This window comes from Paraglaciecola sp. T6c (assembly GCF_000014225.1).
GTDB lineage: Bacteria > Pseudomonadota > Gammaproteobacteria > Enterobacterales > Alteromonadaceae > Paraglaciecola > Paraglaciecola atlantica_A.
Map to the genome: position 1 here is coordinate 2,583,753 of NC_008228.1, position 23,833 is coordinate 2,607,585.

Here is a 23,833-nt window from a genome sequence, read left to right on the forward strand (position 1 = left end):
ACGCGTAAGCGTTCAATAGTGTCAATATAAAACCGCTGTCAGCATAGCTAACAGCGGTTTTTTTATATTCTCGATTGCTAATCACGGGATATACTGTATCCTCCCGCCCTCTCTATAATGCTTGAAAAAGCAGCATAGAATTTGATAATTAATTCACGACCAGCGAGTAAAATATGAGTTTTGCCGATTTAGGCTTATCCCCCGCAATTTTGTCTGCCGTTACAGCGAAAGGCTACACAGACCCATCTCCAATTCAAGCACAAGCCATACCTGCCATATTAGAAGGCAAGGACATCATGGCAGCAGCACAAACCGGTACAGGTAAAACAGCGGGCTTTACTCTGCCTTTACTCGAATTGCTGAATCGTGGAACACATGCACGTGGAAACCAAGCTCGTGCATTAGTGTTAACTCCTACGCGTGAACTTGCAGCGCAAGTCGCTGCCAGTGTGGTTGACTATGGCAAGGATCTTCCATTGCGCTCAGCTGTTGTGTTTGGTGGTGTTGGCATCAACCCACAGATGATCAAGTTGCGCAAAGGCGTCGATATTCTAGTCGCCACACCGGGGCGCTTGCTTGACCTGTATAACCAGAATGCGGTTAGATTTGACGATTTAGAAATTTTGGTGCTGGATGAAGCGGACCGTATGCTAGATATGGGCTTTATTCACGACATCAAAAAGGTGCTAAAGCTGCTACCAACGAAACGTCAAAACTTACTTTTTTCAGCCACCTTTTCAGATGATATACGTGCATTAGCGAAAGGGCTTGTGAATAACCCGGTCGAAGTATCTGTTTCCCCGCCTAATACAACAGTAGAAGCCGTGGAACAGTTTGTGTGCCCCGTTGATAAGAATCAAAAGACACCCGCTTTGATTCGCATGATTAAAGACAATGATTGGCAACAAGTGTTGGTATTTAGCCGCACTAAACATGGTGCGAATCGGATCGCCAAGCAGCTTGAAGCGCGTGGTATTACCTCAGCGGCTATTCACGGTAACAAAAGTCAAGGCGCTCGTACAAAAGCGCTAGCCGAGTTTAAAAGCGGTAAAGTGCGTGCATTAGTGGCGACCGATATTGCTGCTCGTGGTCTAGATATCAGTCAATTACCCCAGGTAGTCAACTATGACCTACCCAATGTAGCAGAAGATTACGTTCACCGTATCGGTCGAACAGGCCGTGCTGGTGCAAGTGGACAAGCTATCTCACTTGTCACCGCGGATGAGTTTTCCTTGCTGGCTGATATTGAACGTTTTACTAAGCAAATCATTCCACGCAAGGGGATTGAAGGGTTTGAGCCTGTTCATGCATTACCTGAATCAAGATTAGATTCGCGCCCTATTAAACCTAAAAAGCCTAAAAAACCTCGAGTTCAGCACCGAGATGGTCAACGTTCTGGTGATAATGCTCGTGGGCACCACTCTGGTAACCGTCGGGGTAATGGGCCTAAAAATGCCAGCCCTCGCCGCTCAGCGTCTTAATCGTTAAATAGAGTATCCATCCTCTGCGTTTTATCGTGTTTCGGGTAAAGCGCAGAAATTTTTCTTAGATTAATATCTGCATTTTTTGTTACTGTACTAGCCTTGATTCGCTTCTTGCTAGGCTGTTCTCAGTGGGTAAACTGTTTTCTCAAAAGCGCTACGCTGTTCCGCTCCTTTCTTTTGTTATATTGTTCATCATTGTCGCTACAACGTATTTTTTCAGAAACGCAATTAGCATCTTTTTCATAGAGCACTACGCTCGTGATCAACACATCACTGTGAACTGCCTATCGTTTGATATTGATAGCCAATTGAATATCGAATTGGAAGAGTTGTGCTTACAAGCTCCGGGGATAAAAGCTAAAATCGAGGACGCGCTATTCTCGTACCCAAAAAATACACTTTATACTTCATCGCTGATTGTTCATCACATTTCGAGTAAAAGCGCTGATAAACCCTCATCTAATATCGCACCCATAGACATAACCAGCTGGAAACTACCAGTTAACTTCCCCAAAGTAACCATTGATGACGTTACGATTAACAGCGATGTACTAAAAGAGTCACTGACCTTTAGCCTTATTCAACCAACACCCGATTCTTTGAAATTCGAAGGTGATATTCAAGCAACGCTTTATTTGACAACAACTGATGATGAAAGTGAGCAAAGCGCTATTACGGCTGATATCGAATGGGTGCTATCTGAAGTCATCGGTCTCGTTAGCCTTAATGAAACGCAACTAGCGGATCTCAAGCCTTTGCTAAATCAAACTTCTTTTATGAATACTCAGATCAGTACTCATCTCAGATTTGACGGTAACCAGCTTTTCTCAAAACATAGTCTTAATACCTCTTTTCATTACAATCACAATTCGTGTTCAATGCAGCCTGAAATCGATGGGCTTGTGGTTGCTGATATTTCACTGTTAACCCAACAACTCAGTTTAGATGTTTCTGCTTTAGACAACCGTATTGTATTCGGTGACGACTGTCTGGCATTGTTGCCTCAGGTGCCGATTAAGTTACCTAACGTGTTTTCACTCACATCATCAACACCTATGTTAGTCACACTCAATGATGCAGTGGTTCCTTCCTTGTCACTCACTGATGAAAACAAAGCATTAGCGCTAACGCTAATTGATACAGGCATTTCGTTTCCAAATGAAAGATCGCCCATTCATATTGAAAGTAGGCTTGCCCTAAAAGGGCAACTGAATTTAAACAAACACGTAAAACCGAGTGAAAATTTAGCCAAGCGATCACCTCTGCCACCAATAACGCTATCTCATAGTGCGTACGTAGAAGTAAATGGCCGAGATTGGTCATTAAGTCAAATTGATGGAGTCATTGAGGCCGAAAATTTTTCACAGGCAGGTTTTACCAATAATACGTTTTCGATGAGCGCCAGTGGATCTGTATCTTCCCGAAGAGGAATTGCATTGCAATTAACAGCAGATGCAAATGGTTTACGTTATTTGAGTCCAGAGGATGCGAGCATCCCTATCACGATAAAATCAGTGCAGGCCGCCCTCACCCTATCCGGGGAAAATATAAACAATGTTTCTGTGATGTCTGATGTCACCTCGTCGCAAATCAAACGAGATGCTGTATTGGTAAACAAACTAACGAATCACCTAACCGGTAATGTATCTGATTTTAATCGTTTTGACTTTAGCGGTGACTCGATACTCAGTGGCATCGCTATTAATGTATCTGCGAAGCAGTATCTAACTTTTTCGAGCATTGATGTACGGCATGACATTACAGCACAGCGCAGCTCTAGCACATTAAATAGCCAGCACGATGTGTCAATAGAAAAGTCTTTGCAGTTTAAACTCGGCCAATCTGGACAGCAGCTTAATCTAATGATGCGCCAGCAATCCATAGACAGCTTGCAAGCAGTCGCTAGCCGGTTTTTGCCGGAGCTTATACTGCAAGATGGTACATTGGATATTGATGCTCAGATGAAGTCAGACGGTCAAGATTTACAGGCATCTATTGAACTTGTTAACGCAGAGATAAAATACGCAGACTTCAGTGCCAGCGGTATTGCAACTCACAATAACGTATATTCTGATTCAGCGGGTCTTCAGCTTGATGACGCTAGGTTAACTATACTGAATGCGAACACTGGGGTACCTATCAGTAATATTGCTTTGGACTACTCAATCAAAAACAACAGCCTTAAAGTCGACAAAGCGACGGGTAACGTATTAGGTGGTAACTTCATATTAGGCGGTTTCTGGTTAGACAATCGTAACCAAAACGCTCAGCTCACCATGAACAATATTGACTTAGCCAAAATTGTTGAATTACAGCAACAAAATGGTATTGATGTAACTGGCTCTGTTAGTGGGATATTGCCTTTGACGTTAGAAGACGGCAAAGTGAATATCGATAACGGCCTATTAAAGAGTGACAGTGGTGGTGCCCTTAAAATTGATGGCAACCCCGCATTTGATTCCATTGCTCAACAACAAACCGAGTTGCTTTATTTAAAAGATCTAGAGTTTGAAAAACTAAGTAGTAAAGTGAAGTTGAATTCCGATGGATTATTGTTTTTGGATTTCTCTATATTAGGGAAAAATCCAACGCAACAACAAGCAGTTAATTTTAATTACCACCACGAGGAAAATATTCTAACCTTGATGCGTTCCTTAAGATTGACTGATTCGGTACAGAATCAAATTGAACATAACATTAAAAAAGGTGGTGAAGAGTGAAAATGTATTGGCTAATGGCGGCCTTGTTACCGTTGAGCGCTTGTACTCATAAAGTGCAAGTAGAAACGAAAGAACCCATTACTATCAACATTAATGTAAAGATAGATCACGAAATACGTGTGAAAGTTGATAAAGAGTTAGATGACTTATTCAGCGATGACAGTGAATTATTTTAAGGAGTGAACATGAAAACGAACCTATTACCTACATTGCTAGCAGCATCGTCCTTACTATTCGCCAGTATGAGCTTTGCAATAGAATTGGATGACGCTAAAGCACAAGGTTTGGTTGGCGAGCAAACAGACGGTTATCTTGGTGCAGTAGTGAGTAAGCCTGACGTAATGTCTTTGATCAAAGAGGTAAACGACAAACGAAAGCAAAAGTATGCGCAATTAGCTACTAAGAATAACCTTACTCTTGAGCAAGTTGAAAAGTTAGCTGCGAAGAAAGCCTATGAAAAAACCGACACTGGGCATTTTGTGTTGGTTAACGGTGCATGGGTTAAAAAGCCGTAGATAGTAAATCTCATTGATTCAGCATAAAAAGCCGCCAGTGTATTCGTTACACTGGCGGCTTCATTTCTATTTACGGGCAACACGCTTTTAAATAGTTTAGGCTAAGTACCCCCCGTCCACTGTGACTGTTGTGCCTGTCGTGTATGAAGATGCATCAGATACCAGGTACAATACGGTTCCAGCCATTTCGTCAGGCTGAGCAACACGTCCTAATGGGATCGTCATCAAAGCTTGTTTAAGAATTTTGTCATTGGATGTCAAAGCCGATGCGAATTTCGTTTCGGTTAAACCAGGCAGTAATGCGTTCACTCGAATGTTTAGCGAGCCGCACTCTTTTGCAAATGCCTTAGTCATGCTGATCACCGCAGCTTTCGTTACAGAATAAATTCCCTGCATATTGCCTGGAGAAATACCGTTGATCGATGCTGTGTTGAGAATAACCCCGCCACCCTGCTCTTTCATTATGTTTCCGGCGGCGATAGACATAAAGAAATAGCCTCTAATGTTCACATCTACCGTCTTTTCATAAGCCGCTAAGTCAGTATCTAATATATGACCGAAATATGGATTAGCTGCAGCGTTATTCACTAATATATCCAATTGCCCAAAGTCTTTCTTGATAGCGTCAAACGTGGCGTCTATTTGCGCCATTTCACCTACATGACATGCCATCGCAGTAGCTTTACCACCTGAATCGCGAATGCTTTTAGCAACCGCTTCACAACCGTCTAACTTGCGGCTTGATACAATCACATGTGCGCCGTAAGTGGCCAGTAATCTAGCAATAGACTCACCGATACCCCGGCTTGCACCGGTTACCAGGGCAACTTTGCCAGTTAGATCAAATAATTCTGTTTTCATTTATTGTCCTTTAATATTAATAACACGTTACGCAGTCATACCACCGTCGAGTACTACGGTATGGCCGGTCATAAAACTTGACTCTGCTGTACATAACCAAGCAATCGCGCCAGCCACTTCTTGTGGCTCTCCAAGGCGTTTCATTGGATTAGCCTTGACGAGTGCTTTTTGCCCACGTTCATCTAATTTAGACAAAACATTTTCCACCATAGGGGTGCGAATGAAGCTGGGGCAGACAGCATTAAAACGTATATTGTGCCGGGCATATTCCACCGCTGCTGACTTGGTTAACCCCACGACTGCATGTTTCGCTGCGCTATAGGCTGATAACGTGGGAGCGGCGCGAATACCTGCCACAGATGAGATATTGATCACATGGCCACCGCCATTTTGCATCATATGAGCCAATGCCTGCTTCATGCAAAACCACACACCATTCACATTCACCGCGATATTTTTATGAAAGGTAGCGTCGTCTATTTCCAGCATAAATTTAGGATCGTGATCAATGCCAGCATTGTTTATCAACACATCGATATTACCTAATTCATCAATGGCCGAATCAAAAAGTGCCGCAACGGATGCACTTTCGCTGACATCTACTTTAACGAAACGCGCTTGACCGCCTTCATCACAGATGCGTTGAGCTAGAGCATTGCCATCGACGTCGTTTAGATCTGCCAGTGTGATACTGGCCCCTCGTTTACTTAGTAACAAAGCAGACTCGGCCCCAATTCCTGAGGCCCCACCTGTAATTAATATATGCTTTCCAGCAACACTGTTGTCACTCATTAGCTGTATTCCACCTTATACTCAAATTCGTTTGTACCTCTGGGGTTTTTAACAAGCGCAATTTAGAAAGACGGATAGATAACTGGATCCGCGCTTTGCCAATTAAAGCGCTCTTATTCCATAATAAACGCTGCTAACTATCCCTAATTAATATAATTTAAAACCAAGTTTCTTGCATCGCACTGCAGCTGTCACTCATGCTGCTTAACACTTTAAAATCCCGGTCCGTCAATGGTAATTCCCAATCAAGGAAATACTTCGCAGCTTGTAATTTTCCGCGATAAAATGCTTCATCATCCTGTGATACCGCATTTTTATTAAGTGCTTCTTCTGACGTAATTGCCTGCCTGATCCACATCCAACTGACAACTACTTGGCCAAATATGGTTAAAAAGCAACTCGCATTGGCTAGCAGTGCATTTTGGTTTTCACCTGCTAACTCCGCACCTATGACCGGAATAAGCTTTTGCAATCTTAATAAGTAAGGTTGAAGATCAGCGATAAGCTGTTTGCTCACTGGGTGTTGAGCTTTAGCGAAGTCTTCGCCCATGACTTTTTGTAATTGCACTAAACCAGCGCCATCTGCCTGCCATAATTTACGTGTCATCAGATCTAACGCTTGAATACCGTTCGTCCCCTCATGAATCGGATTTAAACGGTTATCGCGCCAGCACTGCTCTACTGGATATTCTCTGGTGTAGCCTGAGCCGCCCAGAATTTGAATTGCTAAATCATTAGCTTTCGGGCCGAATTCGCTGGGCCATGCTTTCACCACAGGGGTTAACAAATCAAGCAGCTCAGCTGTCCTCTGTTTCGCCTCTGGTGTTTCTGCTATATGCAGTTCGTCAACTAGTCTGGAAGCATAAAAACACAATGACATAGCACCTTCGACATATGACTTTTGCGCTAATAGCATGCGCTTTACATCACCATGTTTAATGATAGTGGCTGGTTTGTCGGTCGGTTTGTTGTTTGGCGCAACACGCCCCTGTGTTCTTTCTTTAGCGTAGCCCAACGAGTAACGATAGCCTGAATACCCAAGCATAGCGGCACCAAAACCAACACCAATGCGCGCTTCGTTCATCATCAAGAACATATACTTAAGGCCTTGATGCGCTTCGCCTACTAAGTAGCCGTGGCAATCGTCTTTTTCGCCGAACGATAAGACGGTAGAAGTAGTGCCTCGATACCCCATCTTATGAATAAGTCCTGCCAGTGAGACATCATTACGCTGTGCTGGCTCGCCGTTTTCATCGAGGCGAAATTTTGGCACCACAAAAAGTGAAATACCCTTAACACCCGCAGGCGCGCCTTGAATTTTTGCTAGTACCAAATGCACAATGTTGTCAGATAATTCATGATCACCCGCCGAAATGAACATCTTACTGCCCTTAATACGATACGTACCATCATCAGCCGGCTTTGCATTTGTGGTTATATCAGCAAGAGAAGAACCGGCATGTGGCTCAGTTAACGCCATAGTCCCAGTAAACTCACCTGTGAGCATACGCGGCATAAACTTATCTTTAATACTCTGCTCAGCAAAGTTCTTGATCACGTTGGCTGCGGCAACTGTCAAGAATGAGTAAGATGTGCTGGAGGGGTTCGACGCGGTAAAGTAACTTGAACACGCCATCATAATAGTTTCAGGCAGTTGCATACCGCCATCATCAAAATCGAAACGGCCGGCAATTAACCCTGATTCTGCGTAGGTATCGAACGCCTCCTTTACTTCAGGGATCATGTGAACTTTCTCACCATCAAAGGTCGGCTCATTGAGGTCAGCCTTTCGATTATGTGGTGCAAACTTTTCCCGTGCGATTTTCTCCGCGGTGTCCATGACTGCATCGAACGTATCTTTGTTGTGTTCACTGAATCGCTCTTTATCACATAAGGACTCTGTATCGAGCAACTCGTACAATTGAAATGCTAGTTCTTTACGACTGACTAATTCTTCACTCATTTTACCCACACCTTCTCTGATTAACTTGCCGCTTACGCCAAACATATAAGTATTTGTTGATATGTTTCGACTCTTATAAAGGCAACATTCTTTTAACGGTGCTTAGCTTCGCAGATAAAAGTCAGGCGATTAATTGTCATATATGACATAATAATGGTCGTATATGACAGATATAACGCACCGTGATACGCGCTAAAAACACGGGTTTATAGAGAGGGCGAATTAGTGTACAAAGTGACTATTTTGGGATTCGATCAAGCCTACGCTAGTGCTATCACTGGGGTGCTAGATATATTTGGTTTAGCAGGTATTACTTGGCAGCGGATGCAGGGATTACCCATCAAACCGCTGTTTGATGTTCAAATAGCCTCGTTATGCCAAAAGCAGGTTAAATGTATTAATCAGCTTGAATTGAATGCCCATGTGTCAATAGAAAGCGTAGACAAAACGGATCTCCTCCTTATTCCTACCATTGGTGGTGATCCCATTGATGTCCTTAAAAATAATGTTGAACTCTTAGCCCATATAAGAAAACACCACGCTTTAGGAGCAGATATCGCGAGTAACTGCAGTGGCGCTTTTTTTTTAGCTCAGGCAGGAATACTTGACAAGCGTATGGCAACAACACATTGGGGCTACGCAGACTTATTTAGGCAGCTATATCCCAATGTTAATTTGCAAATCGATAGAATGATCACCGAGCAAGACAACATTTTTTGTTCAGGCGGAGGAATGGCGTGGTTTGATTTAGCACTCTTATTGATCGAGCGTTACGCTGGCCATGATATCGCGACCACAACAGCCAAGGCTCACGTTATCGATTTATCTCGTGGGGACCAATCTGCTTACGCTTCTTTGCGCACTAAGAAATACCATCAGGATGTGGAAATTCTCGCTGTACAACAGTGGCTTGAGGAGCATTTCGCGCAAAAAATTGTGGTAGACACCTTGTGCGAAAAAGTAAATTTAACATCTCGTACTTTTGTTCGCCGCTTTAAGCGCGCAACGGAACAATCCCCCCTAGCTTACCTGCAAGGTGTGAGAGTTGAAGCAGCTAAAAAGCATTTAGAAGCATCTGCTCATAGCGTAGAGCGCATTGTGAATCTCGTGGGTTACGATGATTTGAGCTCATTCACCCGACTTTTCAAAAAACACACTGGTTTGTCTCCCAGCCAATACGGGAAGAAATTTAGACGTTGAGCCTGTACGTTTTTCAGCTGATAACTATCAGGGTATATTTCACATCATAAAGCTTAGCAACGGGGAATTAGCTAACGTAAATCATATTGAGCACAGTTTATGCTTAGTAAAAGCTATTGAGCTGAGTATTAAACACAATACCTAGCTGATTTGCCAGATAATGCGCTGTTAAACTAAAGAAAATTATGCGCATCAAATAGTTACAAGAGTGGTGCTGAATTTTTGCCCTTATGTCGTCAATGGCTAAAATAAGAAAAACAAATGATATGCATCAATTTAGGGCAAGTTATGTGCGCTAAAATAGAGATGCATATTTAAAATGCGCGTTTTAGTCTCTAGAAAGGATTGTCATAACGAGCTATTTGAAGATGATAGTGGTTTAGGATGTGCTATTAAATAACATGCTATTCCGCTGCGGTAATAATGCGCGATGATGAAGTTCAATAGTTTAGTCGAACACTATAAGAGTTTAAGAATTTTAGGCTTATTTCGTAGTTTTATTACAAATTATTATAAAATTACGGCTAATTGGTGTATAAATGCACAAAATCTGTTCTTTAATTACGTTTGAGAGGAAATTATGGCTTTTAAGAAACAATATTTAAAATCGAAACCCGTTTGTAAGGTCACATTTAAAATCAGCAAGGAAGAGGCTAAAGCAGCAGATTCTGTCAGTATCGTGGGTGACTTCAATGATTGGGATAAGAAAGCTACTGTGATGAAGAAGCTTAAGAATGGTAGCTTTTCTGCAGCCATGGACTTACCCGTTGAGAAAGAATATCAGTTTCGTTACTTGTTAGACGGTAAAGCGTATGAGAATGACTGGCAGGCTGATGCTTATGCCATGTCTCCGATGTCTAATGAAGAAAACTCGGTTATCAAGCTTTAAAATGGATTGGGTGCTCTGCATTTTGAATGATTTGCATAGCCCCCAATTTTAAAGACTTAGTCGAGTGTTGTAAAAGATACGCCTGGGTAGGTTGTACCACTCCATTCCACGTCTTGCTGATTAAAGTTCAGCACAAGGGTTGTTTCACCACGTCGACTCAATCTCATGCCTTTAGGCAATGTGAAGGTTTCAATACCTACTTCACCTAATGCCGAATTGAGAACACTCTTTATTAAAGCCCCTGATAAAGCGCCAATAACGCTCACATTATCTTTTTTGGTCACCGCAGCAAGTCCTGCCATGGGACCGTTTACATACGTGTGTGTGGCATCCGCATCGGTTAATTCATAGCTCTCACACCAAAGTTTTGCAAAAAATTCCGTACTCGTTTCACTCTGTTCAATTGATTGGGAAAGCGTTGGGCGCAATGAATCAAAATTTGCTAATTTGATACCTACCAAATCTTCTATTAATTGAAATTGTCCTTTATCTGCTACTCGGCCTGTATCATTACGAAATGCAGTGCGTGGTCCAAAAATAATAGGGCAATTTTTAGCACTCTGGCTCAAATAAGACGCTATTTTTGATGTCATGATAGTCAGCGCAGGCGCAACAACTAAAGCATACTCCTTGTCCGCAAGTTGTTCGGGATGAATAATGTCTACGTCTACCCCTAACTCACGAAGTGCGCTGTAAAACATCATAAACTGATGCCAATAATTTAGATCTTTATTGTGGGGTTGAAGATTGTAAGCCCACAGGCTGTTGTAATCATGAAGCACAGCAACTCGAACGTTCACTTTTTCCAGTGCAAACTGAGCAGTATCGAAGTCGTTAACTTCTTGGTACCCCCGGTCAGCCCGCCCATCTTGTTGTAATAAACCTGAATGCATAATTTCTTGTGCCATATGGCTTGCGCGCCATCTAAAATAGGTCACTGAACTCGCACCATGGGCCCAGGCTTGGGCTGTCCAAAGCTGCACTGCCCCTTTAGCCGGCAACGGATTATACTGCGCCCAGTTGGCATGACCGCACTGTTGCTCCATCACCCAGAAATCCTTGCCGCCTTTAATTCCGCGATAGAGATCATGATTAAAGCTCACTAGATCAGGGTGACCGGTCCGAGCAAACTCCGACTTTGTTTGTTCAGTTTCCCACGTGGCAAAAAATTCTAACATGCCGATCGGGTAACTATCCCAAGCGACAAAATCCAAATTTTTGGCGACTTTGTATAAATCGAACTCTTGAGCGAAAATGACAAAATTGTGAGTCAAAAAGCGATGAGGAGAAAGTGCTCTAAGTACATCGATTTGAACTTGTTGAAATTCTTCAATCATATCAGAGCAAAAGCGTTGATAATCCAACGCTTGTGACGGATTTGGTTGACGTACAGCAGTCAAATTAGGCGGACAAATCTGTTGCCACTGTGAGTAGTCTTGGCTCCAAAATGCACAACCCCATGCCTCATTCAATGCATCTAAGGTTTCATATCGAGCTTCAAGCCATTTTGGGAAACGCTCAGCACTCGCACCACCGTAAGATACTGCTGTCCCTTCGTGGCCAAGTTCATTGTCAGTTTGCCAACCAATCACATCAGTGTGCTGACCATAACGCTGAGCCATAAGGGTTGTAATACGTTTACATTCTTGGCGATAAATATCACAGGCATGGTCATAATGGCGACGAGAGCCAAACTTCATGGTTTGGCCTTGCGCATCAACAGCTAGCATTTCAGGATACTTCTGAACTAACCATGCAGGGGGAGTTGCAGTTGGCGTGCACATAACAATTTTCAGGCCCTGTGAAACATAAGTCTCAATCGCATCATCAAGCCATTGCCAATCAAATATGCCGTCGCTAGGTTCAATTTTAGCCCACGAAAACTCTGCTAGACGTACATATTGCAAGCCCATAGCCTTTTGTTGTTCTGCATGGGTTTTCCATTCACTAGCCGGAACGTGCTCCGGATAGTCGCACACTCCTAGTGCAAGAACGTTGTTTGATGTTGCGACCATAGTGACGCCTCCATAATTTTATTTGTATGATAAATATGATGTGAGGAAATTAAACACTTATCGTACTCAACGCAAAGAATTTTTTGTCTTGTACCTTTGTTCGATGATTAATTAACCTAACGCCTAAATGCTTGCTCATGTTTAGAGCAAACTCAAGTATTCAGGTATTCAGGTATTCAGGTATTCAGGATAATGAATGTAAGCGAGCTTATTGCTATTTAATAAGCATGGCCTTTAGTGGTCATTCTACGAAGGACGCAAAGCAGTAATGTAACGAAGACATCCACGAACAGCAGATAAAAAAATGCCGCTTATATAAAGCGGCATTCGAATGACAAAAGGTATTGCCTACAACGCTGCTTCTAGTTCCGGAAGAACGTCAAACAAATCTCCGACTAAACCGTAATCAGCCACCTGGAATATTGGTGCTTCTTCGTCTTTATTAATAGCAACGATGACTTTAGAGTCTTTCATACCGGCTAAATGCTGGATTGCACCGGATATGCCAACAGCGATATAAAGCTGGGGCGCGACAATTTTACCCGTTTGACCAACTTGCATATCGTTTGGCACAAACCCAGCATCAACCGCAGCTCGTGACGCGCCCATAGCTGCACCAAGCTTATCTGCTATGCCATCAAGCAATTTGAAGTTATCACCGTTTTGCATACCACGCCCGCCCGAGATAACAACGTCAGCAGCTGTGAGCTCTGGACGCTCAGATTTGGTTAATTCAGCACTAACAAATGAAGAAATGCTTGATGACTTCACTAAGTCTATAGCTTCTATCGGTGCAGAATTGCCCGTAGCATTTGCATCAAATGTTGAAGTACGCACTGTTAGCACTTTTATGTTATCACTTGATTGCACTGTCGCGATCGCATTACCCGCATAGATAGGACGTACAAACGTATCACTACTTTGTACACCAATAACATCTGATAATTGTGCTACGTCGAGTAAGGCGGCAACACGAGGCATAAAGTTTTTGCCCGTTGTGGTCGCGGCACAAACAATGTGGCTGTAGTCTTTACCCATTTCGGCAACCAAGTCAGCGACATTTTCTGCTAGTTGATGCTCATAGGCGGCGTTGTCTGCTAGTAGTACTTTGCTGATGCCATCTACTTCACTTGCTTGATTAGCCACATCAGCACAGTTAGACCCAACAACCAAAAGATGGAGTTCATCTCCCATCTTGCTCGCAGCATTGGCAAGTTTGAGTGTTTCAGACTTCAACTGGCTGTTGTCGTGCTCAGCATAAATAAGAATTGCCATTAGATCACCTTCGCTTCGTTTTTCAATTTATCAACCAATTCAGCTACATCAGCTACTTTCACGCCACCAGAACGTTGTGCAGGTGGCTCCACTTTGAGCACCTTCACATTCGAGCTTAATTCAACGCCGAAATCAGCGGCTACTTTTACTTCAAGGGGTTTACGCTTGGCTTTCATAATATTAGGCAAAGACGCGTAGCGCGGTTCATTTAAGCGCAAATCAGTGGTAACAACCGCTGGTAAGTTAAGCTCTACTGTCTGTAGACCGCCGTCAATTTCGCGGGTTACTTTCACCTTACCTGCATCGATATTCACTTCTGATGCAAACGTGCCCTGAGGCATACCAGTAAGCGCTGCTAACATCTGACCTGTTTGGTTATTATCTGAGTCAATAGACTGCTTACCTAGAATAACTAAGTCAGGGGCCTCTTCTTCAACCACCTTCTTAAGTAGTTTTGCTATTTGCAATGAATCCAAATACTCGTTGGTATCAATTTGCAGACCGCGATCGGCACCGAGCGCAAGAGCGGTTCTAATTTGTTCTTGGCAAGACTTATCACCGATGGAAACAACCACTATTTCAGTTGCAACACCTTTTTCTTTCAGTCTGACTGCTTCTTCAACCGCGATTTCACAGAATGGGTTGATGGACATTTTGGCGTTGGTTAAATCAACTGCACTGTGATCGGCTTTAACTCGCACTTTCACGTTGTAATCGATTGCGCGTTTTACCGGCACTAATATTTTCATTTTCACCTCATTTGACAGGCGTTTAAGCAACAAAAATGTAATTAACATTACATTTACGGAATACATTCAATTTACGTTCTGTTGACGTACACGTCAACCCGCCCCTTTGTCGAACAAATGATCTAAAGCAATATATCCCCCTTTTGAAAGACAATGAGGATGATTTAGCCAACACTTAGATTGTAAAATAGGCAGTTGAAAGATTGGTTTTGAAGTAAAAGGGTTTCTATGGCATTCAGTATTTGTAGTCTGTGGCCCGAGCCGTAACGCCGCATAAACGTGGCTTATAGAAAATATATATACAAATAAGTTGCGCTTTGTCGGCGCTATACGTAAAACATCTGCCAACTAAATTGTAAAATTTGTGTGACGAGTAAACACAAACGCATTTTTTTAATTAATACATATTTATAAAGAAGGAGATACTGGTGGAACGAGAATCGATGGAGTTTGATGTTGTGATAGTCGGTGCTGGTCCAGCTGGGCTCTCTACCGCATGTAAATTGATGCAATTGGCACAGGAAAAAGACCAAGAACTTATGGTCTGTGTTGTTGAAAAAGGCTCTGAAGTGGGCGCGCACATATTATCTGGTGCAGTATTTGAAACACGTGCCATGGATGAGTTGTTTCCAGATTGGCAATCAATGGGGGCGCCTATTACGACCCCGGTCAAAGAAGATCATATTTATTATTTACGCAGCGAAGAAAAGGCCACTAAATTACCCAATATCATGACGCCGAAAACCATGCACAACGAAGGCAATTATATTGTCAGTATGGGTAATGTCACTCGCTGGTTAGCTGAGCAAGCAGAGTCCCTTGGCGTTGAAGTGTTTCCGGGATTCGCAGCAGCAGAAGTTATCTACAATGATGATGGCAGTGTTGGTGGGGTGCTAACCGGTGATATGGGCATAGGGCATAATGGTGAGCATAAAGATGGTTATATGCCTGGTATGGAACTTCGTGCCAAATACACAGTGTTCGCAGAAGGCTGCCGTGGTCATCTAGGCAAAGAACTCATCGCGAAATTTGAACTGGATAAAGGTAAGTCCCCACAGCATTATGCTATTGGTTTTAAAGAAATTTGGGATATTGAACCAAGTAAGCATCAAGAAGGCTTAGTTGTTCACAGTGCGGGTTGGCCGTTAACCGAAGCGTCAGGCGGTTCTTATTTATATCATGTTGAAAATAACCAAGTATTTGTCGGATTAATCGTTGACCTCAACTATAGCAATACGCACTTGAGCCCGTTCGATGAATTCCAGCGCATGAAGCACCACCCCGTATTTAAACAATACTTAGAAGGTGGCAAACGCGTGAGCTATGGCGCAAGGGCCATTGCCAAGGGCGGGTATAATTCATTACCTAAAATGTCCTTGCCTGGTGCCTTACTGGTAGGTTGCGATGCGGGTACGTTGAATTTTGCAAAGATTAAAGGCAATCACACGGCCATGAAATCCGGCATGTTGGCTGCTGAAACATTGATTAATGCATTAGGACCTGAAGACGCTGGCGGTAAGGATTTAGTCGATTACAGTAAACGGTTCGAGGACTCATGGGTCTACGATGAGCTATTCAGGTCGCGTAATTTTGGTGCTGCGCTACATAAATTTGGCACGTTTGGCGGCGGTGCTTATAACACCCTTGAGCAGAATATCTTTAATGGCAACATGTTCTTTAATTTGTCTGATAACGAGAAAGATCATGAACAACTTAAGCAGGCCAAAGACTGCCAGAAAATAGATTATCCAAAATATGACAGTGTGCTGAGTTTCGATAAGTTGTCCTCTGTATTTTTGTCAAACACCAATCATGAAGAGGATCAACCTTGTCATCTTAAATTAAAGGATAATACTGTTCCAATTACGGTGAATTTACCTTTGTATGATGAACCCGCTCAGCGTTACTGCCCGGCCGGGGTATATGAAATCATAGATAATGAGCAAGGTGAAAAAGCATTGCAGATTAATGCCCAGAACTGCGTACATTGTAAAACCTGCGATATAAAAGACCCTACACAGAATATCCAATGGGTAGTACCAGAGGGTGCAGGCGGTCCTAATTACCCAAATATGTAATTAGTTTTAATGAATCTAAAAGGCGAATTTTATTTCGCCTTTTTTTCTTTTCAATTTTAAAACATTCGAATATTTAAGTTTTAAAACTATGAAAAATCATAAATTCCGATAAACTTATTGCTAACTATCACGTAAAAATATATGTTCAAACAAAATATACATTTAAATAAGAAGGGTAATTATGAGTGATTTTATTAGCATTTTGACTCATGGACGTCGATTACAAGGAGCGGTAAAGGAATTATCGGTAGAAGAATTAGAAACAGTCGCAGATAAACTCAATTCGATTATTGATAACCGTAAAGCGAAAGAATTAGAGCAGCAAGAAGCGGCCAAAGAGAAAAACGAAAAGCTAAATGAGATCCTAGCGCAATTAGAAGCAGCAGGACTTGATGTCAACGATTTACAAAAAGCTGAACCCGCGAAAAAATCAACTAAAGTGGGCAAAAAACGTCCAGTAAAATATATTTTAAAAGACAGCGCAGGTAATGAGCATAAATGGACTGGTATTGGTCGTATGCCTAAAGTTTTCAAAGCTGAACTTGATAACGGTAAATCACTAGATTCTTATCTACTAGACTAAGTGAATGAGTGGTCATTGAATTTTGGCCGCTCTCCCCTCTTCTCTTCGCAGTACCACTAACCTTATTGATGAATAGGGGTCATTATTTCTATTTTAAATATTAACCACAGAATCGACCACGGTGAAAAAAATCAGCCTTGGTTATTATTAATACATGGTCTATTCGGCAGTTTAGATAACCTCGCTATGTTGCGCCGTAAATTAAGCCAAGATTTCAATATTCTATCTATTGATTTGCCGGATCATGGAAAGTCAGAGCACTCTGCGCAGTTTAGTTTTACTGGTTACGCGGATTCTATTATTGCTCTTTTAGCTCAGTTAAACATTTCACGTGTAAATGCAGTGGGACACTCTTTAGGTGGAAAAGTCGCTATGCAAATGGCGCTGACTTATCCAGAAATTATTTCGACACTTACGGTGCTTGACATAGCACCAGTCGCGTATGAGCCAAGACACAGTAACGTTTTTAAATCTTTACTAAATGTAAAGCTTGAAAGCATTCAAGACCGCAAAGACGCTGATAAAATGATGAGCAAATTTGTCAATGAGGCTTCTGTTAGGCAGTTTTTATTAAAAAGCTTATACCAAGATACCAAAACACACTTTTGGCATTGGCGCTTTAATTTACCTCTATTGCATAGAGACTATTCATTGTTATCACAAGCGATTAGCAGTGACAGTCAATACACCAAACCCGTTTTATTTCTTAAAGGTGAACTGTCTGATTACTTAGTCGCAGAATACACCAAACAAACAACGGATTTATTCCCCAAAAGCCGCGTTAAAGTCGTTTCAGGGACTGGTCATTGGTTGCACGCTGAAAAACCGGCAGAGTGTGCGGATCATATACTCACATTTTTACGAAATTAGTTTTTTTCAAGACTGCCTCAATATGCTAAAGTAGCGCCGCAATGAAATGTAGCGAGTTCCCATGTTAAGCGAAAATTATGAACAAATTGAAGCCATCGCCTTAGATTTGGCGTTGGTTGGTTTATTCTTACTCATGGGCTTTGCGGTACATGATGTTTTGAAGAAGAATAACGTACCTATGATAGGTAGAGTTGTTGTTTATTTAGTCTTGTTTTTAGGTGCCGCAGGCTTTTTGTTTAAGGGCGTCGTGCAATTTTTCTGGCAAGCGAATTAATGGCTCTGGTGAATGACCAGACATGTATAACTAGATTTTGAGGTATTCAATACGATGGCGAGCGTAGGCCTATTTTTTGGTAGTGACACAGGTAACACTGAACATATTGCCAAGATGATTCAAAAAGAATTGGGCAAAGGCCTAATCGACGTACACGATATTGCCAAAAGCAGTAAAGAGGATATTGCCGAGTTTGATTTACTCATGTTTGGTATTCCTACTTGGTATTACGGCGAAGCGCAATGTGATTGGGATGACTTCTTCCCAGAGTTAGAAGAAATCGATTTCGCCGATAAACTGGTCGCGATTTTTGGTTGTGGCGACCAAGAGGATTACGCTGAGTACTTCTTAGACGCTATGGGTATGGTCAGGGATATCGTTGAAGCTAAAGGCGCTATTTTGATTGGTCAGTGGCCTACCGAGGGATACGATTTTGAAGCATCAAAAGGCATGGCTGATGATGACCACTTTGTCGGCCTTGGTATTGATGAAGATAGACAACCTGAATTGACCGAAAGCCGAGTAAAGGCTTGGTGCAAACAAATACACGAAGAAATGTGCTTAGCTGAACTGCAATAAATTCGGTAGTAACACCCTTCGTTATGAAAGGAGCGTGAGCTCCTTTTTTATGATTAAAGAGAAATCAAAACGTATTTTGGGGTCGGTTTTGAATATTAAATTAAGTAAAACGCCCTTTAATTGAACTGTTGAATTCGTAAGCGATGATATGACTGGATAACCGACGCTATAATCGGTACAGTTTATGATTACGTTGTTTACATCAAATGCTAAGTTGGATCTATGGACCAAAATAAAGAACTCAAAAAAGCGGGATTAAAAGTTACATTACCTCGTTTAAAAATCCTCGAAATACTACAAGATCCGAACAATCAACATATCAGTGCTGAAGATGTTTACAAGATCCTAATCGAACAAGACGAAGAAATCGGTTTGGCCACGGTATATCGTGTTTTAAACCAATTTGATGATGCTGGCATTCTAAACCGTCACCATTTTGAAGGTGGTAAATCTGTTTTTGAAATCAGTCATAAGAAACACCATGACCACCTCGTATGTTTAAATTGCGGTAAGGTCATTGAGTTCGAAGATGAAGTAATTGAAAAGCGTCAAGAAGAAGTTGCTAAACGCCACAACATGACGCTTATTCATCACAGCCTTTATCTGTACGGTGAGTGTCAAGATGACTGTGGCAACGACGAGTAAATAGTCTCTGCACAATATACCCTTTGAGACGCTAATCTAATATAGATGCGTACAACAATAGCCAAGATAGATATCACCCAAAATGTATATTCTATCTTGGCTTTTTATCCCTCAGCTTTTCCTTTATTCATTTTCTCCACTGCTAACACATCACGTCTATACATATTTGCTTTTCAACGTGATGGTTTGAGTTGTGCTGGCGAGCAAGTCTCTATCCCTAGTACGAAAACAACATTAGCCATGTTGTACCCCACCCTTTGAGATTAAATGAAGCACTGTGTCTGGTGATAAATTCACAGCGTTATCATAAAATTGTATATTTTCCCCTGCGCCTCATCATACTCAAAGACAACAAAACCACAAAAGCAAAGCCAACTAACATTAACGCCACATTATTTGCGGCGTCCATTTGATTGGTTTCAATTAAATCGTAAAGCAGGATAGATAAAACACGCGTTTCACTTTCTATATTGCCGCCAATAAGCAGTACCACACCAAATTCACCCACCGTATGTGCGAACGCTAAAATACAACCTGTGGTAATACCATGTTTGCTTAAAGGTAAAATGATACGCCTGAATGTGCTGGTTTTACTCGCTCCTAAGGTATGACTGGCGTCTAAGAGGTCGCGATCCACTTTTAAAAATGCGTCTCGTATTGGTTGCACCATAAATGGCAAACTATACAAAATAGAGCCTAAGAGTAAGCCGTAAAAAGAGAAAACCAACGTTGTGTCGAATGCCGTGACCCACGCGCCTCCTAAAAGATGCTGTGGAGAAAACAACACAAGAAGATAAAAACCTAGCACAGTAGGTGGCAAAATTAACGGTAAAGTCACGCATGCTTCAATAACGGGTTTTACGGGATTATTCGATTGGCTTAACCACCATCCCAAAGGAATTGAAATAACCAGTAGCACCAAGGTCGTTGCACTCGCGAGTTTCAACGTAAGCAACGTGGCGAGCCATATCTCACTGCTTACAAAATTACTGAGCATCAGGCTTTACTCCCGAATCAGTTTGCATCTCACTACTCTGATAACCCCTTTTTGCTATAAGCCCTTGCCCTGTTGTACCGAGAATATATTGGTACAGTGCGAGGGTCTCTTTTGTTTGTTGTTCAGTGCGCCCCTGTTGCTTGATAATGACCATTTGTTGGTTTATCGGTGAGTAAAGGTGACGGGGCAGTAACCAGTACTCTTCGGTGGCACTTATAATACTCAATACTTGACTGAGCGCGACAAATCCGGCTTGAGCGGCCCCTGTTTGTATATAATGTGCCGTTTGGGAAACGTTATTCCCCATCACGATACTAGGCCTCAACTGATCATACTTTTCGAGCTTTTTTAACGCTTGCTCAGCGGCTAAACCAAAAGGTGCAAGCTTAGGGTTCGCAATAGCAAGCTTACCCGTCAACGTATCCAGTGAGCTAGGGGCAACATTTGTTTGGCCCTTGATCCATAATACAAGCTGGCCTAACGCATAATTTTTGCGTGTGTTTTTTTCCACTAACGATTTTTGTTCAAGTCGCCTCGGGCGTTCGCTATCAGCGGATAAAAATAGGTCGAAGGGCGCGCCTCTTTCTATTTGGGCGTATAAAACCCCAGTGGAAGCGCTTGAAATACTGACTTTTATGCTTGGATGTTCTAACGTAAACCGTTCAATGAGCAACGTTAGGGTCGGCTTAAAATTCGCTGCAACCGCTACTTTTACATCTGCAACTGCGCTCATACTCATACATGCAGTCATTACAAACACGAATACGCAGCTGAGCTTACTCATCGCTAGTCCATCGCTGACGTGCTGCGGTATCACTGATATTTGCCTGAACCCATTTTTCCCCTAACGCTGTCGATTCTTTTTTCCAAAAGGGAGCCTCTGTTTTCAAATAATCCATTATGAATTGCGCAGCTTCAAAGGCATCTTTACGATGCATCGATGTCACACCCACGAAAACAATCTGGTCTCCCTGAGCCAAATGCCCCACACGGTGAATAAGTATGATTTTACCAAGACCCCAACGAGCCCGAGCCTGCGATACAATCTGCTGCAAACTGATTTGGGTCATGGCCGGATAGTGTTCTAAAAACAAGTCCCCCACTGCCAGCCCTTGATTAAAATCTCGCACTAAACCACTAAAGGTCACGATAGCGCCATTGCTTAGACTGTCTTGTCTGAGTGCGTCGTAAAGTACACCATGATCGAAATCTTCTGTTTGAACCGCTATGATATCACTCACTTTCTATCCCCCCGTTACAGGCGGAAAAAACGCGACTTCATCCCCATCAACCAGTGACGTTTTTTCATTGCCAATTACCTGGTTAACAGCAACCAGAGTGGCATCAGCGGATAGATACTCGCCCCAGTGAGGGTGATGTAACACCAAAGTCTGCTTCAGGTTAGCGACATCCCCCACGGACTCGGCGACCTCTGTTGAGCCAGTTTGTACTTGATCTTTCAATTGACCGAAAAAGAGAACCTTGATCATGACGTTGCAACCTCTTTTCGTTGCCAATGACCGTTTTTGCCCCCTTGCTTTTCGAGCACTTTAATTCCGTCGATGGTCATTGATGGGTCCACCGCTTTGCACATATCAAATAAGGTCAACGCGGCGACAGAAACCGCGGTAAGAGCTTCCATCTCTACCCCTGTCTGTCCCGCTAGTTTGCACATAGCCGTAATTTCGATGCCACTGTTATCTTCAAGGTTTGTAAAGTCTATTTGCACTTTGGTTAGCATTAGCGGATGGCACAATGGAATTAAATCACTGCACTTTTTAGCGCCCTGAATACCTGCGATACGCGCAACAGCAAAGACGTCTCCTTTGGCGTGTTGCTTGTTGTTAATGAGAGACAATGTTTGTGGCGACATCAATACTCTGCCTTGAGCATAAGCAACGCGCTGCGTAACTGACTTATCGGTGACATCCACCATGTTCGCTTCGCCTTGCTGATTAACGTGGGACAACATTTTATCTTGCGCCATCCGTTACCCCCGAGTTTCACAAGGTGTTGCATTAACGTCTTTCAAATGCACGATGAAATTACAAGGCCTGTGAGTTGAGTTGAGTTGTTGCTGCAATATGCCTGTCCACGCGGTTCGACATGCTCCAGTGGAGCCAGGCATACAAAATATTGCAGTACCATTGGCCATGCCTGCTAAAGCGCGGGATTGCACTGTAGAGGTACCAATCTCCGTATAGGATATGTACCTAAATAGTTCACCAAACCCTTCAATTTCCTTATCAAATAATACCGATAAGGCTTCTGGTGTAGTATCCCTAGCCGTAAAGCCTGTGCCACCCGTGACCAGTACTACTTGTACATCAGTTGAGGCGATCCAGTTAGATACCCTCGCTCTGAGCTGGTACTTATCATCTTTTACAATACGCTTATCTACTAACCGATGTCCGTCGGCTTCTAATGCACTCACTAAGTAAGCACCGGATGTATCCGTATCTTCATCTCGCGTATCTGACACAGTCAGTACCGCAATATTGAGTGAGATAACATCTGAATTGTTCGTGTGTCCCATAAATATCCTAGATTTTTGGAGTACGTTTTGAGCAACGTACAAAATTGTTTAGTAGCGAATAGTCCGCAACTTTTACTGCACCGCTGGTTATCGTTAAGCACTGAGTCAAGGTATTTAGCCCGAAGTAAAGCTTCGATTTAATTCAAGCCACTGCTCTGGCGAGTTAATATTATCAAACTCGTTTGGATGAATATCACCAGGAATAGCTATTGCATTGGCGTGATTTTTTTCAAACATATTAAATAAAGACAATGATTTACCTTCGCGCAATACACATTCTAAAGATGTAAATAAGTCAGTTTTACATGGGATGTAAACAGGTAAATTAAACCCTGTGAAATGCACGATCACGTCGCTTTGCGTGCCCACAGATACCAATGCTTTCAATGTGTTTGGAGTGACATTTGGCATGTCTACCGGCAACACTAATAGTCCCATGGCCTGCTGCACATCATCACCACTACGTTCGGTAACTTGCCCAGGATGTCGCTCAGCGAGATAGCTCATCCCCGCGTGGACCCCCGCTAAAGGGCCACAATCTGGATATATATCATGGATCTGCTCGGGCTCTTTGCCACTCACTAATACTGTCCCTACTCCGGCATGGGTTAATAGATCTTGTGCATGACTGAGTAAGGTTTGATTTTTGTCTTTAAGCCGAAGCAGGCTTTTATCTTGCCCCATGCGCGATGACAAACCGCCCGCGAGCACCAAGCCAATGACACTCATGCTGTTGTCATCAGGCGATATCGACGTTGATGAGCTTTCGCCAACATCAATCGTCATGTTGACTTGATTAACGTACATG

Annotated in this window: 25 protein-coding genes; 12 read left to right on the forward strand and 13 right to left on the reverse strand. The window is 42.6% G+C overall.

Annotated elements, in window-relative coordinates:
- Positions 1 to 173 precede the first annotated feature (173 nt).
- The 4 genes from PATL_RS10900 (at position 174) to PATL_RS10915 (ending at position 4,719) form a co-directional block, all read left to right on the forward strand.
- A complete protein-coding gene (locus PATL_RS10900) occupies positions 174 to 1,481 on the forward strand; it encodes a DEAD/DEAH box helicase (protein ID WP_011574940.1) in 1,308 nt (435 codons plus the stop codon).
- A 131-nt stretch (positions 1,482 to 1,612) separates the two neighbouring features.
- Complete coding sequence (locus PATL_RS10905; RefSeq protein WP_011574941.1) at positions 1,613 to 4,204, forward strand: YdbH domain-containing protein; 2,592 nt, start codon at positions 1,613 to 1,615, stop codon at positions 4,202 to 4,204.
- Between the two features lie 2 nt (positions 4,205 to 4,206).
- Complete coding sequence (locus tag PATL_RS22460; RefSeq protein WP_011574942.1) at positions 4,207 to 4,380, forward strand: YnbE family lipoprotein; 174 nt, start codon at positions 4,207 to 4,209, stop codon at positions 4,378 to 4,380.
- A 9-nt stretch (positions 4,381 to 4,389) separates the two neighbouring features.
- Positions 4,390 to 4,719, forward strand: coding sequence for a YdbL family protein (locus tag PATL_RS10915; protein WP_011574943.1), 330 nt, complete (start codon positions 4,390 to 4,392; stop codon positions 4,717 to 4,719).
- A 96-nt stretch (positions 4,720 to 4,815) separates the two neighbouring features.
- Here the strand turns inward: PATL_RS10915 and PATL_RS10920 are convergent, their stop codons facing one another.
- The 3 genes from PATL_RS10920 to PATL_RS10930 all read right to left on the reverse strand — a co-directional run bounded on the left by PATL_RS10920 (position 4,816) and on the right by PATL_RS10930 (position 8,335).
- Positions 4,816 to 5,580, reverse strand: a complete 765-nt coding sequence (locus tag PATL_RS10920; protein ID WP_011574944.1) for an SDR family oxidoreductase — start codon at positions 5,578 to 5,580, stop codon at positions 4,816 to 4,818.
- 27 nt (positions 5,581 to 5,607) lie between these two features.
- Entirely contained in the window at positions 5,608 to 6,372 is a 765-nt protein-coding gene (locus tag PATL_RS10925) for an SDR family NAD(P)-dependent oxidoreductase (protein ID WP_011574945.1), read from the reverse strand.
- A gap of 157 nt (positions 6,373 to 6,529) precedes the next feature.
- Positions 6,530 to 8,335: an acyl-CoA dehydrogenase gene (locus PATL_RS10930; protein ID WP_041714407.1), complete on the reverse strand. Its 1,806-nt coding sequence runs from the start codon at positions 8,333 to 8,335 to the stop codon at positions 6,530 to 6,532.
- A 225-nt stretch (positions 8,336 to 8,560) separates the two neighbouring features.
- On the opposite strand from PATL_RS10930, the gene PATL_RS10935 reads away from it, so the two are divergent.
- Complete coding sequence (locus PATL_RS10935) at positions 8,561 to 9,535, forward strand: GlxA family transcriptional regulator (RefSeq protein ID WP_011574947.1); 975 nt, start codon at positions 8,561 to 8,563, stop codon at positions 9,533 to 9,535.
- Positions 9,536 to 10,115: 580 nt separating this feature from the next.
- Complete coding sequence (locus PATL_RS10940) at positions 10,116 to 10,424, forward strand: isoamylase early set domain-containing protein (protein WP_011574948.1); 309 nt, start codon at positions 10,116 to 10,118, stop codon at positions 10,422 to 10,424.
- 56 nt (positions 10,425 to 10,480) lie between these two features.
- On the opposite strand, the gene PATL_RS10945 is transcribed toward PATL_RS10940, so the two are convergent.
- The 3 genes from PATL_RS10945 to PATL_RS10955 form a co-directional block, all read right to left on the reverse strand.
- The gene (locus PATL_RS10945) at positions 10,481 to 12,439 is read right to left on the reverse strand and encodes a beta-galactosidase (protein WP_011574949.1); all 1,959 of its coding nucleotides are present in this window, start codon (positions 12,437 to 12,439) and stop codon (positions 10,481 to 10,483) included.
- 348 nt (positions 12,440 to 12,787) lie between these two features.
- Positions 12,788 to 13,714, reverse strand: coding sequence for an electron transfer flavoprotein subunit alpha/FixB family protein (locus tag PATL_RS10950; RefSeq protein WP_011574950.1), 927 nt, complete (start codon positions 13,712 to 13,714; stop codon positions 12,788 to 12,790).
- On the reverse strand, positions 13,714 to 14,463 hold the full coding sequence (locus tag PATL_RS10955; RefSeq protein WP_041714408.1) for an electron transfer flavoprotein subunit beta/FixA family protein: 750 nt from the start codon (positions 14,461 to 14,463) through the stop codon (positions 13,714 to 13,716). The genes PATL_RS10950 and PATL_RS10955 overlap by 1 nt, the downstream gene beginning before the upstream one ends.
- A 443-nt stretch (positions 14,464 to 14,906) precedes the next feature.
- Between PATL_RS10955 and PATL_RS10960 the strand changes: the two genes are divergently transcribed.
- The 6 genes from PATL_RS10960 (at position 14,907) to fur (ending at position 19,492) form a co-directional block, all read left to right on the forward strand.
- Positions 14,907 to 16,541, forward strand: coding sequence for an electron transfer flavoprotein-ubiquinone oxidoreductase (locus PATL_RS10960; RefSeq protein ID WP_081429932.1), 1,635 nt, complete (start codon positions 14,907 to 14,909; stop codon positions 16,539 to 16,541).
- A 181-nt stretch (positions 16,542 to 16,722) separates the two neighbouring features.
- Complete coding sequence (locus PATL_RS10965) at positions 16,723 to 17,124, forward strand: H-NS family nucleoid-associated regulatory protein (protein ID WP_011574953.1); 402 nt, start codon at positions 16,723 to 16,725, stop codon at positions 17,122 to 17,124.
- A gap of 90 nt (positions 17,125 to 17,214) precedes the next feature.
- Complete coding sequence (locus PATL_RS10970; protein ID WP_301547054.1) at positions 17,215 to 17,994, forward strand: alpha/beta fold hydrolase; 780 nt, start codon at positions 17,215 to 17,217, stop codon at positions 17,992 to 17,994.
- Between the two features lie 61 nt (positions 17,995 to 18,055).
- Complete coding sequence (locus PATL_RS10975; RefSeq protein WP_006993318.1) at positions 18,056 to 18,268, forward strand: DUF2788 domain-containing protein; 213 nt, start codon at positions 18,056 to 18,058, stop codon at positions 18,266 to 18,268.
- 54 nt (positions 18,269 to 18,322) lie between these two features.
- The gene (fldA, locus tag PATL_RS10980) at positions 18,323 to 18,847 is read left to right on the forward strand and encodes a flavodoxin FldA (protein WP_011574955.1); all 525 of its coding nucleotides are present in this window, start codon (positions 18,323 to 18,325) and stop codon (positions 18,845 to 18,847) included.
- Positions 18,848 to 19,069: 222 nt separating this feature from the next.
- Positions 19,070 to 19,492 carry a ferric iron uptake transcriptional regulator gene (fur, locus tag PATL_RS10985; protein ID WP_011574956.1) on the forward strand — a complete coding sequence of 141 codons (423 nt, stop codon included), beginning with the start codon at positions 19,070 to 19,072 and terminating at the stop codon, positions 19,490 to 19,492.
- 304 nt (positions 19,493 to 19,796) lie between these two features.
- Here the strand turns inward: fur and modB are convergent, their stop codons facing one another.
- From modB to PATL_RS11020, 7 genes are all read right to left on the reverse strand, one after another.
- Complete coding sequence (modB, locus tag PATL_RS10990) at positions 19,797 to 20,489, reverse strand: molybdate ABC transporter permease subunit (protein ID WP_011574957.1); 693 nt, start codon at positions 20,487 to 20,489, stop codon at positions 19,797 to 19,799.
- Positions 20,479 to 21,273 carry a molybdate ABC transporter substrate-binding protein gene (gene modA / locus PATL_RS10995; protein WP_011574958.1) on the reverse strand — a complete coding sequence of 265 codons (795 nt, stop codon included), beginning with the start codon at positions 21,271 to 21,273 and terminating at the stop codon, positions 20,479 to 20,481. The genes modB and modA overlap by 11 nt, the downstream gene beginning before the upstream one ends.
- Positions 21,266 to 21,730 carry a molybdopterin synthase catalytic subunit MoaE gene (gene moaE, locus PATL_RS11000; protein ID WP_011574959.1) on the reverse strand — a complete coding sequence of 155 codons (465 nt, stop codon included), beginning with the start codon at positions 21,728 to 21,730 and terminating at the stop codon, positions 21,266 to 21,268. The genes modA and moaE overlap by 8 nt, the downstream gene beginning before the upstream one ends.
- Positions 21,731 to 21,733: 3 nt before the next feature.
- The gene (locus PATL_RS11005; RefSeq protein WP_011574960.1) at positions 21,734 to 21,979 is read right to left on the reverse strand and encodes a MoaD/ThiS family protein; all 246 of its coding nucleotides are present in this window, start codon (positions 21,977 to 21,979) and stop codon (positions 21,734 to 21,736) included.
- Positions 21,976 to 22,476: a cyclic pyranopterin monophosphate synthase MoaC gene (gene moaC / locus PATL_RS11010; protein ID WP_011574961.1), complete on the reverse strand. Its 501-nt coding sequence runs from the start codon at positions 22,474 to 22,476 to the stop codon at positions 21,976 to 21,978. Before moaC ends, PATL_RS11005 begins: the two co-directional genes overlap by 4 nt.
- A 3-nt stretch (positions 22,477 to 22,479) precedes the next feature.
- Positions 22,480 to 23,025, reverse strand: coding sequence for a molybdenum cofactor biosynthesis protein B (gene moaB / locus PATL_RS11015; RefSeq protein ID WP_011574962.1), 546 nt, complete (start codon positions 23,023 to 23,025; stop codon positions 22,480 to 22,482).
- 114 nt (positions 23,026 to 23,139) lie between these two features.
- Positions 23,140 to 23,832 (reverse strand): molybdenum cofactor guanylyltransferase, encoded by a 693-nt coding sequence (locus PATL_RS11020; RefSeq protein ID WP_011574963.1) that lies wholly within the window; start codon positions 23,830 to 23,832, stop codon positions 23,140 to 23,142.
- Between the last annotated feature and the right edge of the window lies 1 nt (position 23,833).